Here is a 12,281-nt window from a genome sequence, read left to right on the forward strand (position 1 = left end):
AGAGAACCATGGAAGCCAAGGCGCAGGCCAAGTACGTGCGCTGCACGCCAAGGAAGGCTCGCCGTGTCGTGGACGTCGTTCGCGGCAAGCGCGCCGTCGAGGCCGTCAATACGCTCCGTTTCGCCCCGCAGGCCGCTGCGGTGCCGGTGCGCAAGGTCATTGAGTCCGCTATTGCCAATGCCCGGGTCAAGGCCGAGCGCGACGGCGAGCACTTCGACGAAACCGAGCTGTTCATTACCGAGGTGTACGCCGATGAGGGCCCGACCCTCAAGCGGTTCCGCCCCCGCGCCCAGGGGCGCGCCGGCCGGATCCTCAAGCGGACCAGCCACATCACCGTTTACGTCGGCGACAAGTCCGACACCGCCACAAAGGAAGGAGCCCGGTAATGGGGCAGAAGGTCAACCCGACCGGGTTCCGCCTGGGCATCACCACGGACCACCGTTCACGCTGGTTCGCCGACTCCACCAAGCCCGGACAGCGCTACCGCGACTTCGTGGAGGAGGATGTCAAGATCCGCCGCCTCATGGGGGACGGCATGGAGCGCGCCGGCATCTCCAAGGTGGACATTGAGCGCACCCGCGATCGCGTGCGCGTCGACCTCCACACCGCCCGCCCCGGCATTGTCATCGGCCGCCGCGGCGCCGAGGCCGAGCGCCTGCGCGGCTCACTGGAGAAGCTGACCGGCAAGCAGGTCCAGCTCAACATCCTCGAAGTCAAGAACCCCGACCTGGATGCCCAGTTGGTCGCTCAGGGCATTGCCGAGCAGCTCGCCTCCCGCGTCTCCTTCCGCCGCGCCATGCGCAAGGGCATGCAGTCCGCTATGCGCGCCGGCGCCAAGGGCATCCGGGTGCAGTGCTCCGGGCGCCTGGGCGGCGCCGAGATGAGCCGCAGCGAGTTCTACCGCGAGGGCCGAGTGCCGCTGCACACCCTGCGGGCCAACATTGACTACGGCTTCTACGAGGCCAAGACCACCTTCGGCCGCCTCGGCGTCAAGGTGTGGATTTACAAGGGCGATCTGACCGAGCGCGAGTTCGCCCGTCAGCAGGCCGAGGCCAGCCCGCGGGGCCGGGGCGGTCGCGGCGACCGCCGCGGTGGCCGCCGCGGGGACCGCGGCGGGGACCGCGGCGCGCGTCAGAACACCGAGCAGCAGGCCGAGCAGGCGCCGGCCGCTAAGAAGGCTGCCACAGACCAGGGAACGGAGGCCTGAGCCGTGCTCATCCCTCGCCGGACCAAGTTCCGCAAGCAGCACCGCCCGCACCGCACGGGCCTGTCCAAGGGCGGCAATAAGATCGCCTTCGGTGACTACGGCATCCAGGCCCTCGAGCCCGCCTACGTCACCAACCGTCAGATCGAGGCGGCCCGTATTGCCATGACCCGCCACGTCAAGCGCGGCGGCAAGGTGTGGATCAATATCTTCCCGGACCGCCCCCTGACCAAGAAGCCCGCCGAGACCCGCATGGGCTCGGGTAAGGGAGCCCCCGAGTGGTGGATCGCCAACGTCAAGCCCGGACGCATCCTGTTCGAGCTGGCCGGTGTCCCCGAGCCGCTCGCCCGCGAGGCCATGCGCCGGGCGCAGCACAAGCTTCCAATGAAGACCCGTTTCGTGACTCGTGAGGGTGGTGACGTCTGATGGCTATCGGATCGAAGGGCCTGACTCCGGCCGACCTCGACGGCATGGACAACGAGCGCCTGGCCGAGGAGCTCTCCAAGGCCAAGGCGGAGCTGTTCAACCTCCGGTTCGCCTCGGCGACCGGGCAGCTGGAGGACCATGGCCGCCTCAAGGCCGTGCGTCGGGATATTGCCCGCATCTACACCATTGTGCGCGAGCGCGAGCTCGGCATCCGTACCGCTCCGAGCGTGGAGGAGTCCAAGTGAGCGAGCAGACCATCACCGAGAACGTGGCCGAGGGCGCTGAGCGCAACCACCGCAAGGTGCGCCGCGGCTACGTCGTGTCCGACAAGATGGACAAGACCGTCGTCGTCCTGGTTGAGGAGCGCTACAAGCATTCCCTGTACGGCAAGGTCCTCCGTCGCTCCAAGAAGGTCAAGGTCCACGACGAGCACAATGAGGCCCATGTCGGCGACCTCGTCCAGATTATGGAGACCCGTCCACTGAGCGCCACCAAGCACTGGCGCCTGGTGGAGATCATTGAGAAGGCCAAATGACCCGCCTCTGAGAACAACCGGTACAGCCGGTCCGGCCCCATTCCAGGGCCGCGGCCTGCTGGGCCCGGCCGCGCACGACGCCGCAGTCTCCCCACCGGGGCGCTGCGGCGTCGTCGTGCTCCCGCGGGGCTCAGGATCCGGTCAGCCTGAGCCCGACGACGCAGGCGACGATCCCCGTCAGGAGAAGGACCCGGGGCAGGCAGACCGGCTCCGCCCCCGTGACCATGGCCCAGGCGGCGGTCGCGGCAGCACCGGTCCCCACCCAGACGGCGTAACCGGTGCCGACGGGGACCGAGCGCAGCGCCTGGGCCAGGCCGCCCATGGAGACTATAAGGCCGCTAACGAAGACGAGGCTCGGGATCAGGCGGCTCAGGCCCTCTGAACGGGACAGGGCGGTGGCCCAGACGGCCTCGAAGAGACCAGAGACAATAAGAAGGATCCAGGCCATGACAGCCCCTTTCCCGGGGCCGTCCCCATGTGTTTCTTTGCGAACCGGGTCGTCCCGGCCAACCCATGTTCTCACAGTCCGGTTCTCACAGTCCGGCCGTTGGTTGAGGCAGTCGGTTGGGAGCCCGGGCATTGGCGGCCCGAGCATTCGGTGAGCAAAGGCACAAGATGGCGGGGCTTTCCCCGGTACCGCTGCTCTGGACCCCTGCACTAGGGTTAGGGAGTTGCGCGCGCCCTCGGTGGGCCCGCCAGAGACCTCGCACCGCTGTGCCTGTGTCTGGCGGGAACGAAACCCCAGGACTCCACTCGCCCCGGGCGGGCAGAGCAGTGCGCAAGAACAACAAGAACGTTCGGCTAGGCTCGGGCTCCGCTCGAGAACCGGCTCGACGACAGGAGAACACTCAATGATCCAGCAGGAGTCGCGACTGAAGGTCGCCGACAACACCGGTGCCAAGGAGATCCTGTGCATCCGTGTGCTCGGCGGCTCGGGCCGGCGCTATGCGGGTATCGGTGACACGATTGTTGCCACCGTCAAGGACGCCATCCCCGGCGGAAACGTCAAGAAGGGCGATGTCGTCAAGGCGGTGGTCGTGCGCACCCGCAAGGAGCGTCGTCGTCCCGATGGCTCATACATTCGCTTCGATGAGAACGCCGCCGTCATCCTCAAGAACGACGGGGACCCGCGCGGCACGCGCATTTTCGGCCCCGTCGGCCGTGAGCTTCGGGAGAAGAAGTTCATGCGCATTGTCTCTCTTGCCCCAGAGGTGATCTGACATGGCACGCATTAAGAAGGGCGACTTGGTCGAGGTCGTGCGCGGACGCACCTCGGACGCCAAGAAGCTGGCCGAGCGCAACGCCCGCCGCGCCGCCGAGGGCCTCGAGCCCCTCCGGCCCGGCGACAAGGGCAAGCGGGGCCGCGTCATCCGCGTCTTCCCCGCTGAGGACAAGGTCCTCGTCGAGGGGATTAACCTCAAGACCCGCCACGTGCGTCAGAACGCGCAGGGCCAGTCCGGCGGCATTGAGACCGTCGAGGCCCCCATTGCCCTGTGCAAGGTGGCCCTGGTCGACCCCGAGACCAAGGAGCGCACCCGCGTGGGCTTCCGTGTCGAGGAGGGCGTGCGCCCCAATGGCCGCAAGCGCACCGTCCGCGTGCGCTACGCCAAGAAGTCCGGGAAGGAGCTGTGAGCGTGGCTGACAAGATCACCCCTCGCCTGAAGACCAGGTACAACGAGGAGGTGCGCCCCGCCCTCCAGACCGAGTTCAAGCACCGCAATGTCATGGAGGTGCCGCGCGTCACCAAGGTCGTCGTCAATATGGGTGTGGGCGAGGCCGCCCACGATTCCAAAATGATTGAGGGCGCCATTCGCGACCTCGCCGCCATTACCGGGCAGAGGCCCCAGGTCACCAAGGCGCGCAAGTCCATCGCCCAGTTCAAGCTGCGCGAGGGCATGCCGATCGGCGCCTACGCCACATTGCGGGGCGACCGCATGTGGGAGTTCCTCGACCGGCTCGTCTCAATGGCACTGCCCCGCATCCGCGACTTCCGCGGGCTGAGCCCCAAGCAGTTCGACGGCAATGGCAACTACACCTTCGGCCTGACCGAGCAGGCCGTGTTCCACGAGATCGACCAGGACAAGATCGACCGTGTTCGCGGCATGGACATCACCGTGGTGACCACGGCCAAGACCGACGAGGAGGCCCGCGCTCTGCTCAAGCAGCTCGGCTTCCCCTTCAAGGAGAAGTGACATGGCCAAGACCGCTCTGATCCAGAAGGCCAACCGGAAGCCGAAGTTCGGTGTCCGCGCCTACACGCGCTGCCAGCGCTGCGGGCGCCCGCACTCGGTGTACCGCAAGTTCGGCCTGTGCCGTATCTGCCTGCGGGAGATGGCCCTCAAGGGCGAGCTCCCCGGCGTGAGCAAGTCCAGCTGGTAATAACTTACGTCGCAGGTCCGGTAAGGAAACCACGACGAGGAAGGGCCAAGGCCCACTCATGACAATGACAGACCCGATCGCAGACATGCTCACCCGTCTGCGCAATGCAAACAAGGCTTACCACGACACCGTCTCCATGCCGTCGAGCAAGCTCAAGGTCAATATCGCCGAGATGCTTAAATCCGAGGGCTACATCGCCGGCTACGAGGTCGCCGATGCACCGGTCGGCAAGACGCTCACCCTGTCCCTGAAGTACGGCGCCAACCGCCAGCGCGCCATCCAGGGACTCAAGCGCGTCTCCAAGCCCGGACTGCGTGTGTACGCCAAGTCCACCAACCTGCCCAAGGTCCTCGGCGGCCTGGGGGTGGCCATTCTGTCCACCTCCTCCGGCCTGCTGACCGACCGCCAGGCCGAGTCCAGGGGCGTGGGCGGCGAAGTCCTCGCCTACGTCTGGTGAGGCGAGGAACGGAAGGAATACCATGTCTCGTATTGGACGGCTTCCCGTTCCGGTCCCCGCTGGAGTGGACGTGACCATTGACGGCAACGACGTGACGATCAAGGGCCCCAAGGGCACCCTGTCGCGCACGATCTCCGAGCCGTTGAGCGTGACCCGCCAGGAGGACGGGTCCATCCTGGTGACGCGCCCCGACGATGAGCGCCGTTCGCGCTCATTGCACGGGCTGTCGCGCTCCCTCATCAACAATATGGTCGTGGGCGTCACCCAGGGCTATGAGAAGAAGCTTGAGATCGTCGGCACCGGTTACCGCGTCGCCGCCAAGGGCCAGGCCATCGAACTGTCCCTCGGCTTCTCGCACACCGTCGTCGTCGAGCCCCCCGAGGGAATCACCTTCACGGTCGACGGCAACCTGAAGATCACCGTCTCAGGCATCTCCAAGGAGCAGGTCGGCGAGGTGGCCGCGAATATCCGCAAGATCCGCCCGCCGGAGCCCTACAAGGGCAAGGGCGTGCGCTACGCCGGCGAGAACGTGCGCCGCAAGGTCGGAAAGGCTGGTAAGTGACCATGGCTTACTCGATCAAGAGGGGCAAGGGCGCCGCCAAGAAGGTGACCGCCCGCAAGATCCGTCACCAGCGCGTGCGCAAGCGCGTCAACGGCACCCCCGAGCGCCCCCGCCTGGTGGTCACCCGGTCCAACCGCCACATGGTGGCCCAGGTCATTGACGACACCATTGGCCACACGCTGTGCTCCGCCTCCACCCTGGAGGAGGCCGCTAAGGGCGTGGAGGGCCACAAGGTCGGCGCCGCGCGCAAGGTCGGCGAGCTCGTGGCCGAGCGCGCCAAGGCCCTGGGCATTGAGACGGTTGTCTTCGACCGTGGCGGAAACAAGTACCACGGCCGTGTCGCGGCCGTCGCCGAGGGCGCCCGCGAGGGCGGCCTGGTGCTCTGAGCACTACGACGACGAGAAAGCAGAGGAACATCTGATGGCTGCACCGCAGCGAGACAGGTCCGCGTCGTCCGACGGCTCGGCCCAGCGCGAGAACGACGAGCGCCGGGGCGAGGGCCGCGGTCGCCGCGACCGCAACAATGACCGCCGCGACCGCTCCGGTCGTGGCAATGACGACAAGTACATTGAGCGCGTCGTCTCTATTAACCGTGTGTCCAAGGTCGTTAAGGGCGGCCGCCGCTTCACCTTCACCGCCCTGGTGGTCGTCGGTGACGGCGAGGGCACTGTGGGCGTCGGCTACGGCAAGGCGAAGGAGGTCCCCTCCGCCATCGCCAAGGCCGTGGAGATTGCGAAGAAGAACTTCTTCCACGTCCCCATGATCCGCCGCACCATTCCGCACCTGGTCCAGGGCGAGGACTCCGCCGGGATTGTCCTGCTGCGCCCGGCCTCCCCCGGTACCGGTGTTATTGCCGGCGGCCCGGTGCGCGCCGTCCTGGACTGCGCCGGCGTCCACGACATTCTCTCCAAGTCGCTGGGCTCCTCCAACGCGATCAATATCGTGCACGCCACGGTGGACGCGCTCAAGAAGCTCGAGCAGCCCGAGGCCGTCGCCGCCCGCCGTGGCCTGCCCCTGGAGGACGTGGCCCCGCAGTCCATGCTGCGGGCCCGTGCCGAGGGCGAGGCGGACAGGCGCGCCGCTGCTGAGAAGAAGGAGGCCGAGAAGGCCGCTGAAGGAGTGGGTGCGTAATGGCTGAGGCCGCGACCAAGCAGCTCAAGGTGACCCAGGTCCGTTCGGGCATTGGCGGCACTCGTCGTCAGCGCGAGACTCTGCGCTCCCTGGGCCTGCGCAAGATCCGCCAGTCCGTCGTCCGCGAGGACAATGCGTCCGTGCGCGGCATGATCGCCACGGTGGCGCACCTCGTCACCGTTGAGGAGGCCTGAGATGGCTGACACGAAGAACACGAAGGAGGAGGCGCAGATCATTAAGCTGCACCACCTCCGCCCCGCCCCCGGGGCCAAGAAGGCCAAGACCCGTGTGGGTCGCGGTGAGGGCTCCAAGGGCAAGACCGCCGGCCGCGGCACCAAGGGCACCAAGGCCCGCCACCAGGTCCGCCCCGGCTTCGAGGGCGGCCAGATGCCGCTGCACATGCGCCTGCCCAAGCTCCGGGGCTTCCGCAACCCGAACCGCGTGGAGTACCAGCCGGTGAACGTCGGCCGCATCGCCGAGCTGTTCCCCCAGGGCGGCACGGTGACGGTTGAGGACCTCGTCGCCAAGGGCGCCGTTCGCAAGAACGAGCTGGTCAAGGTCCTGGGCGCCGGCGACATCACTGTGGCGCTGACCATTACCGCCGACGCCTGGTCCGGCTCCGCCAAGGAGAAGATCGAGGCCGCCGGCGGCACCATTACCGCTCGCTGAGCAGTCCCTCCCGCCCACGGGAGGCGGACGGCCCCCGGCCGGGAGGCGCAAGCCCCGGCCGGGGGCCGCATGCTGCGCGCCGCCGGGCGGCCCTCCCGCTCACCGCGCGGGTTCGTGTCCGGGGCCGCCTCACCGGCGGGCGGGGCCGTGACAGGGGCCGGTAGTGCGGCGGCGGGCCCAGGCTGGGCCAGGAGCCGCCACGGGCGTGACGCATGCCCCTGCATCAACGGCGTTGGCGGGGGAGCGGTCCTGGACAGGCACGGTAGTGTTGCCCCGGCGCCGCCTATGCGCCCGGATGTGCCGTCGCCCCGACGGTGCCCGTTCACTTCCGACCACAGGAGATGGAGTGCTCAGCGCGTTCATGCAGGCGTTCAGGACGCCTGATCTCAGGTCCAAGCTCCTCTTCACCCTGGGCATTATGGCCCTATTCCGGCTCGGTTCGGTCCTGCCGACCCCCGGGGTGAATCTCGCTAACGTCCAGATCTGCATTGGCCAGGCCGACGGCGAGAACTTGCTGAGCCTCATCAACATCTTCTCCGGTGGCGCCCTGCTCCAGCTCAGCGTCTTCGCCCTGGGGATCATGCCCTACATCACGGCCTCCATTATCATTCAGCTCCTGCGAGTGGTGATCCCCCGCTTCGAGGAGCTGCACAAGGAGGGCCAGGCGGGCACCGCCAAGCTCACCGAGTACACCCGGTACCTGACCATTGGCCTGGGCGTGCTCCAGTCCGCCACGATTGTGGCCACCGCCGCCAACGGTCAGCTCTTCGGCAGCTGCTCGGTGCCGGTCATCCCCAATGACAGCCCCCTGAACCTGGCCCTCATGATCGTGACCATGACCGCCGGCACGGGCCTGATCATGTGGCTCGGCGAGCTCATTACCGAGCGCGGCATTGGCAACGGCATGTCCCTGCTCATTTTCACCTCCATCATTGCCCGCTTCCCCCAGTCAATGATCTCGGTGGCGGGGGGCAACAACGGCCTGGTGAAGTTCGCCGTCATTATCGGTGTGGTCCTGGTGGCGACGGCGGCCGTGATCTTCGTGGAGCAGGCCACCCGTCGCATCCCCGTCCAGTACGCCAAGCGCATGATCGGGCGCCGCCAGTACGGGGGCTCAACTACCTACATCCCCATTAAGATCAACACCGCCGGCGTCATCCCCGTCATTTTCGCCTCATCCCTGCTGGCCATGCCGCTGTTCATCGCCCAGTTCGGCAATCCGCAAAGCTCCTGGGTCACCTGGATTATGACCCACCTGCAGCAGACCGACACCGTCTACCTGGTGGGTTACGGCGTGCTCATCGTCTGCTTCACGTTCTTCTACACGGCGATCACCTTCGATCCTGAGGAGATCGCGGACAATATGAAGAAGTACGGCGGCTTCATCCCCGGCTTCCGCGCCGGCGAGCCCACGGTGCGCTACCTGTCCCACGTCATTAACCGGGTGACGACGGCGGGCTCGGTCTACCTACTGATCCTGGCCATGGCCCCCACCCTGGTGGTCATAGCCATGGGCCTGTCACAGCAACTGCCCTTCGGCGGCACCACAATCCTTATCATGGTGGGAGTTGGCCTCCAGACGGTCAAGGAGATCAACTCCCAGCTCCAGCAGCGCCACTACGAAGGGTTCCTCTCATGAGCACGCGCATGGTCCTCCTCGGCCCACCCGGGGCCGGCAAGGGCACACAAGCCGCCCGCATTAGCGAACGGTTGTCCATCCCCGCCATCTCCACCGGCGACATCTTCCGCTCCAACGTCGCCGGGGGCACTCCGCTGGGCGCCCAGGCCAAGGCGTACATGGACAAGGGCGAGTACGTCCCGGACTCCATCACCAACGCCATGGTTGCCGGCCGCCTCGCCCAGGAGGACTGCGCCACCGGCTTCCTGCTGGACGGCTACCCGCGCACCGAGGCACAGGTCGGCGAGCTCGACACGATGCTCGCCCAGTCCGGCAAAGCCCTCGACGTCGTTGTGGAGATCACCGCCGACGTCGATGCGGTGGTGGCCCGGCTGCTCAAGCGCGCTGACGAGCAGGGCCGCACCGACGACACCGAGCCGGTGATCCGCCGCCGTCTCGAGGTTTACACCGAGCAGACCGAGCCCCTGGCCGCCATCTATGAGGCCCGCGGGCTCCTGGTGCGCGTGGACGGCGTCGGCGGGGTCGAGGAGGTCACTGAGAGGATCATGACCGCCCTGGCCTCCCGCAGTGCGAACGCTTGACCTCAATGACGACGGCGGGCCGCCCCACGCGGGACGGTCCGCCGTCGCACACTGGCCGCTCAGCCCATCCCTGTCACTGAGGAGGACCCGTGCTGTCCCGTGAACGCATTGAAATCAAGACCCCTGACCAGGTACGCCTCCTGCGTCGCGCCGGGCTGGTCGTCGCTGATATTCACGCCGCCCTGCGCGAGGCGGTGCGCCCGGGCGTAACCACCGCTGAGCTCGACGCCGTCTCCGCCGCCGTCATTGAGCGCGCCGGGGCCCATTCCAACTTCCAGGGGTATCAGGGCTACCCGGCCACCGTGTGCGTGTCGGTCAATGAAGAGGTTGTCCACGGCATCCCCGGGGCGCGGGTCCTCCGGGCCGGCGACCTGGTCACCTTCGACTGCGGCGCCTTCATTACCGACGACCAGGGCGCCCAGTGGCACGGCGACGCCGCCTTCACCATGCCCGTGGGGGGCGAGTACTCCAGTCGGGTCGACCGAATCCTCGACGCCACCACCCACGAGGCCCTGTGGGCCGCCATTGCCGCCCTCGCCCGGGCCGTCTCCGGCGAAGCCACCGGGCGTGCGCGCAGGCTCAATGCCGTCGGCGACGCCGTGGAGGACGTCGTTGATGCCGTCGCCGCCCGTGAGGGCATCGAATTGGGCATCCTCCAGGAGTACGTGGGGCACGGCATTGGCACCGCCATGCACATGGCGCCCGATGTGCTGAACTATTCGGTCCGCCGCAAGGGCCCCCGCCTGCGCCCGGGGATGGTTTTGGCCGTCGAGCCCATGCTCACCGCGGGCGGCCCGCAGGTGCGCGAGCTGGAGGACGGCTGGACGGTGGTGACCTGCGACGGCTCCCACGCCGCCCAGTGGGAGCACACAGTGGCGCTCGTCCCCGGCGGGGTATGGGTGCTCACCGCCCCCGACGGCGGTGTTGAGGGCCTGGCCGCACACGGCCTGGAGCCCTGCCCCCTGGACTGAGCCGGGCCGCCGGCCGCATTGCGGCGGGCCTCGTCCCCGTGATCCCCGGCCCTGAGGAGCGGGCCGGGCGCCCCGGGGCGGGCCCGCGCGGGAGCGGGTCATGACCCGGGCGCCGAGGGGCGGACCGGCCGCATGTGGCTGGAAACACCGCTATAGGGCGGCGTGAGACATGGTGGGGCGGGCGCACCCTGTCGTAGAGTTGGCAGCCGGACGTGTGTCCGCCCCCTCCACGCTCTTATGACGCTTTGCGCGGCGCGGGCCGGGTGGCGGGCGCGGCCTCCTGACGGCGCCGTCGTCGGGACACTCGAGCGAGAAAGCACCGGTGGAGGGACATGGCAAAGAAGGACGGAGTCATCGAGGTCGAGGGATCGGTCGTCGAGGCCCTTCCGAACGCGATGTTCCGGGTGGAGTTGACCAACGGGCACGTCGTGCTCGCGCACATTAGCGGCAAGATGCGGCAGCACTACATCCGCATCCTTCCCGAGGACCGCGTGGTCGTGGAGTTGAGTCCTTACGACCTGAGCCGCGGCCGCATCGTCTACCGGTACAAGTGACAGGCCGGCCCCCCGGGGCCGGTGGAGGACAATCATGAAGGTCAAGCCGAGCGTCAAGAAGATCTGTGACAGCTGCAAGGTGATCCGTCGCCACGGCCGCGTCATGGTCATCTGCCAGAACCCGCGGCACAAGCAGCGCCAGGGCTGAACCCCTGAACCGGCCACATGCCAGTGGCCACCGACCAGCACTCGTCCCAGCGCGCCCTGAAGGCCGCAACCCCCGGTTCTCGGAGGCCGGGGCCGCCCCCGCAGCGGGCGGAGGAGACGGGTGACGACCTCCGGGAGCACACAGGAGAACCACACCGTGGCACGCATTTCCGGTGTCGACCTGCCCCGCGACAAGCGGGTCGAGGTCGCACTCACCTATATCTTCGGGATTGGCCGCACCCGCGCGGGCGAAACCCTCAAGGCGACGGGCGTCAACCCCGACACCCGCGTCAAGGACCTCACCGAGGAGGAGCTGGTCAAGCTCCGCACCCACATTGATTCCAGCTACCAGGTCGAGGGCGACCTTCGTCGCGAGGTCCAGGCGGACATCCGCCGCAAGATCGAGATCGGCTGCTACCAGGGCCTGCGCCACCGCCGCCACCTCCCGGTTCACGGCCAGCGCACCAAGACCAATGCGCGCACCCGCAAGGGCCCCAAGCGCACCGTGGCCGGTAAGAAGAAGGCCAAGTAAGCAGTAGCCCACGACGCCGGACCGCATGGTTCGCCGTGGAAGACGACCTCATCTGAGAAGAAGGAAGAATGCCCCCCAAGACCCGCTCCGCCGTGCGCAAGCCGCGCCGCAAGGACCGCAAGAACGTTACGCACGGTCACGCCTACATTAAGTCCACCTTCAACAACACCATTGTGTCCCTGACGGACCCCGCCGGTGCGGTGATCGCCTGGGCCTCCTCGGGCCAGGTCGGTTTTAAGGGCTCGCGCAAGTCCACGCCCTACGCCGCCCAGCTCGCCGCCGAGGCGGCCGCCCGTCGCGCCCAGGAGCACGGCATGAAGAAGGTCGACGTCTTCGTCAAGGGCCCTGGAAGTGGTCGCGAGACTGCGATCCGCTCCCTCCAGGCCGCCGGGCTGGAGGTCGGTTCCATTACCGACGTCACCCCCCAGGCCCACAACGGCTGCCGTCCCCCCAAGCGCCGCCGCGTTTGAGACCATCGGGGACGACGGCGGGCC

General features: G+C 67.7%; 23 protein-coding genes. 22 read left to right on the forward strand and 1 reads right to left on the reverse strand.

Annotation, left to right across the window (positions count from 1 at the left end; translation table 11 throughout):
• Positions 1-8: 8 nt before the first annotated feature.
• Genes rplV through rpsQ form a run of 5 tightly spaced genes read left to right on the forward strand, consistent with a single transcriptional unit; the run spans position 9 to position 2,165 of the window.
• Complete coding sequence (gene rplV, locus EUC46_RS09895) at positions 9-386, forward strand: 50S ribosomal protein L22 (protein ID WP_128773999.1); 378 nt, start codon at positions 9-11, stop codon at positions 384-386.
• A complete protein-coding gene (gene rpsC, locus EUC46_RS09900) occupies positions 386-1,207 on the forward strand; it encodes a 30S ribosomal protein S3 (RefSeq protein WP_128774000.1) in 822 nt (273 codons plus the stop codon). Before rplV ends, rpsC begins: the two co-directional genes overlap by 1 nt.
• Before the next feature lie 3 nt (positions 1,208-1,210).
• Positions 1,211-1,630: a 50S ribosomal protein L16 gene (gene rplP / locus EUC46_RS09905; protein WP_128774001.1), complete on the forward strand. Its 420-nt coding sequence runs from the start codon at positions 1,211-1,213 to the stop codon at positions 1,628-1,630.
• Positions 1,630-1,875 carry a 50S ribosomal protein L29 gene (rpmC, locus tag EUC46_RS09910; RefSeq protein WP_128774002.1) on the forward strand — a complete coding sequence of 82 codons (246 nt, stop codon included), beginning with the start codon at positions 1,630-1,632 and terminating at the stop codon, positions 1,873-1,875. The genes rplP and rpmC overlap by 1 nt, the downstream gene beginning before the upstream one ends.
• A complete protein-coding gene (gene rpsQ / locus EUC46_RS09915) occupies positions 1,872-2,165 on the forward strand; it encodes a 30S ribosomal protein S17 (protein WP_206645961.1) in 294 nt (97 codons plus the stop codon). Before rpmC ends, rpsQ begins: the two co-directional genes overlap by 4 nt.
• Positions 2,166-2,295: 130 nt before the next feature.
• On the opposite strand, the gene EUC46_RS09920 is transcribed toward rpsQ, so the two are convergent.
• Entirely contained in the window at positions 2,296-2,613 is a 318-nt protein-coding gene (locus EUC46_RS09920; RefSeq protein WP_128774003.1) for a DMT family transporter, read from the reverse strand.
• 403 nt (positions 2,614-3,016) lie between these two features.
• Here EUC46_RS09920 and rplN point away from each other — a divergent pair, with 403 nt between their 5' ends.
• From rplN to rpsK, 17 genes are all read left to right on the forward strand, one after another.
• Complete coding sequence (gene rplN / locus EUC46_RS09925; protein ID WP_006548393.1) at positions 3,017-3,385, forward strand: 50S ribosomal protein L14; 369 nt, start codon at positions 3,017-3,019, stop codon at positions 3,383-3,385.
• A gap of 1 nt (position 3,386) precedes the next feature.
• The gene (rplX, locus tag EUC46_RS09930; RefSeq protein WP_128774004.1) at positions 3,387-3,797 is read left to right on the forward strand and encodes a 50S ribosomal protein L24; all 411 of its coding nucleotides are present in this window, start codon (positions 3,387-3,389) and stop codon (positions 3,795-3,797) included.
• A gap of 14 nt (positions 3,798-3,811) precedes the next feature.
• Complete coding sequence (gene rplE, locus EUC46_RS09935) at positions 3,812-4,357, forward strand: 50S ribosomal protein L5 (RefSeq protein ID WP_448760150.1); 546 nt, start codon at positions 3,812-3,814, stop codon at positions 4,355-4,357.
• 1 nt (position 4,358) lies between these two features.
• Positions 4,359-4,544 (forward strand): type Z 30S ribosomal protein S14, encoded by a 186-nt coding sequence (locus EUC46_RS09940; RefSeq protein WP_128774006.1) that lies wholly within the window; start codon positions 4,359-4,361, stop codon positions 4,542-4,544.
• A 58-nt stretch (positions 4,545-4,602) separates the two neighbouring features.
• Positions 4,603-5,001, forward strand: a complete 399-nt coding sequence (rpsH, locus tag EUC46_RS09945; RefSeq protein ID WP_128774007.1) for a 30S ribosomal protein S8 — start codon at positions 4,603-4,605, stop codon at positions 4,999-5,001.
• 22 nt (positions 5,002-5,023) lie between these two features.
• Positions 5,024-5,563 (forward strand): 50S ribosomal protein L6, encoded by a 540-nt coding sequence (gene rplF, locus EUC46_RS09950; protein WP_128774008.1) that lies wholly within the window; start codon positions 5,024-5,026, stop codon positions 5,561-5,563.
• Positions 5,564-5,565: 2 nt separating this feature from the next.
• Positions 5,566-5,949, forward strand: a complete 384-nt coding sequence (gene rplR, locus EUC46_RS09955) for a 50S ribosomal protein L18 (protein WP_128774009.1) — start codon at positions 5,566-5,568, stop codon at positions 5,947-5,949.
• Positions 5,950-5,983: 34 nt separating this feature from the next.
• Positions 5,984-6,694 carry a 30S ribosomal protein S5 gene (gene rpsE / locus EUC46_RS09960; RefSeq protein ID WP_128774010.1) on the forward strand — a complete coding sequence of 237 codons (711 nt, stop codon included), beginning with the start codon at positions 5,984-5,986 and terminating at the stop codon, positions 6,692-6,694.
• Positions 6,694-6,888, forward strand: a complete 195-nt coding sequence (rpmD, locus tag EUC46_RS09965) for a 50S ribosomal protein L30 (RefSeq protein WP_128774011.1) — start codon at positions 6,694-6,696, stop codon at positions 6,886-6,888. Before rpsE ends, rpmD begins: the two co-directional genes overlap by 1 nt.
• A 1-nt stretch (position 6,889) precedes the next feature.
• Positions 6,890-7,363 carry a 50S ribosomal protein L15 gene (gene rplO, locus EUC46_RS09970; protein ID WP_128774012.1) on the forward strand — a complete coding sequence of 158 codons (474 nt, stop codon included), beginning with the start codon at positions 6,890-6,892 and terminating at the stop codon, positions 7,361-7,363.
• Between the two features lie 346 nt (positions 7,364-7,709).
• Positions 7,710-9,002: a preprotein translocase subunit SecY gene (gene secY / locus EUC46_RS09975; protein ID WP_128774013.1), complete on the forward strand. Its 1,293-nt coding sequence runs from the start codon at positions 7,710-7,712 to the stop codon at positions 9,000-9,002.
• Positions 8,999-9,583, forward strand: a complete 585-nt coding sequence (locus EUC46_RS09980; RefSeq protein WP_241655521.1) for an adenylate kinase — start codon at positions 8,999-9,001, stop codon at positions 9,581-9,583. Before secY ends, EUC46_RS09980 begins: the two co-directional genes overlap by 4 nt.
• Before the next feature lie 89 nt (positions 9,584-9,672).
• Positions 9,673-10,554, forward strand: a complete 882-nt coding sequence (gene map / locus EUC46_RS09985; RefSeq protein WP_128774014.1) for a type I methionyl aminopeptidase — start codon at positions 9,673-9,675, stop codon at positions 10,552-10,554.
• Between the two features lie 332 nt (positions 10,555-10,886).
• Entirely contained in the window at positions 10,887-11,108 is a 222-nt protein-coding gene (gene infA / locus EUC46_RS09990; RefSeq protein ID WP_128774015.1) for a translation initiation factor IF-1, read from the forward strand.
• Positions 11,109-11,142: 34 nt separating this feature from the next.
• Positions 11,143-11,256: a 50S ribosomal protein L36 gene (gene rpmJ, locus EUC46_RS09995; RefSeq protein WP_128774016.1), complete on the forward strand. Its 114-nt coding sequence runs from the start codon at positions 11,143-11,145 to the stop codon at positions 11,254-11,256.
• A 156-nt stretch (positions 11,257-11,412) separates the two neighbouring features.
• Positions 11,413-11,787, forward strand: a complete 375-nt coding sequence (gene rpsM / locus EUC46_RS10000; RefSeq protein WP_128774017.1) for a 30S ribosomal protein S13 — start codon at positions 11,413-11,415, stop codon at positions 11,785-11,787.
• A 68-nt stretch (positions 11,788-11,855) separates the two neighbouring features.
• Entirely contained in the window at positions 11,856-12,257 is a 402-nt protein-coding gene (gene rpsK, locus EUC46_RS10005) for a 30S ribosomal protein S11 (protein WP_128774018.1), read from the forward strand.
• Positions 12,258-12,281: the final 24 nt, after the last annotated feature.

This window comes from Actinomyces oricola (genome assembly GCF_004104015.1).
Lineage (GTDB): Bacteria > Actinomycetota > Actinomycetes > Actinomycetales > Actinomycetaceae > Actinomyces > Actinomyces oricola.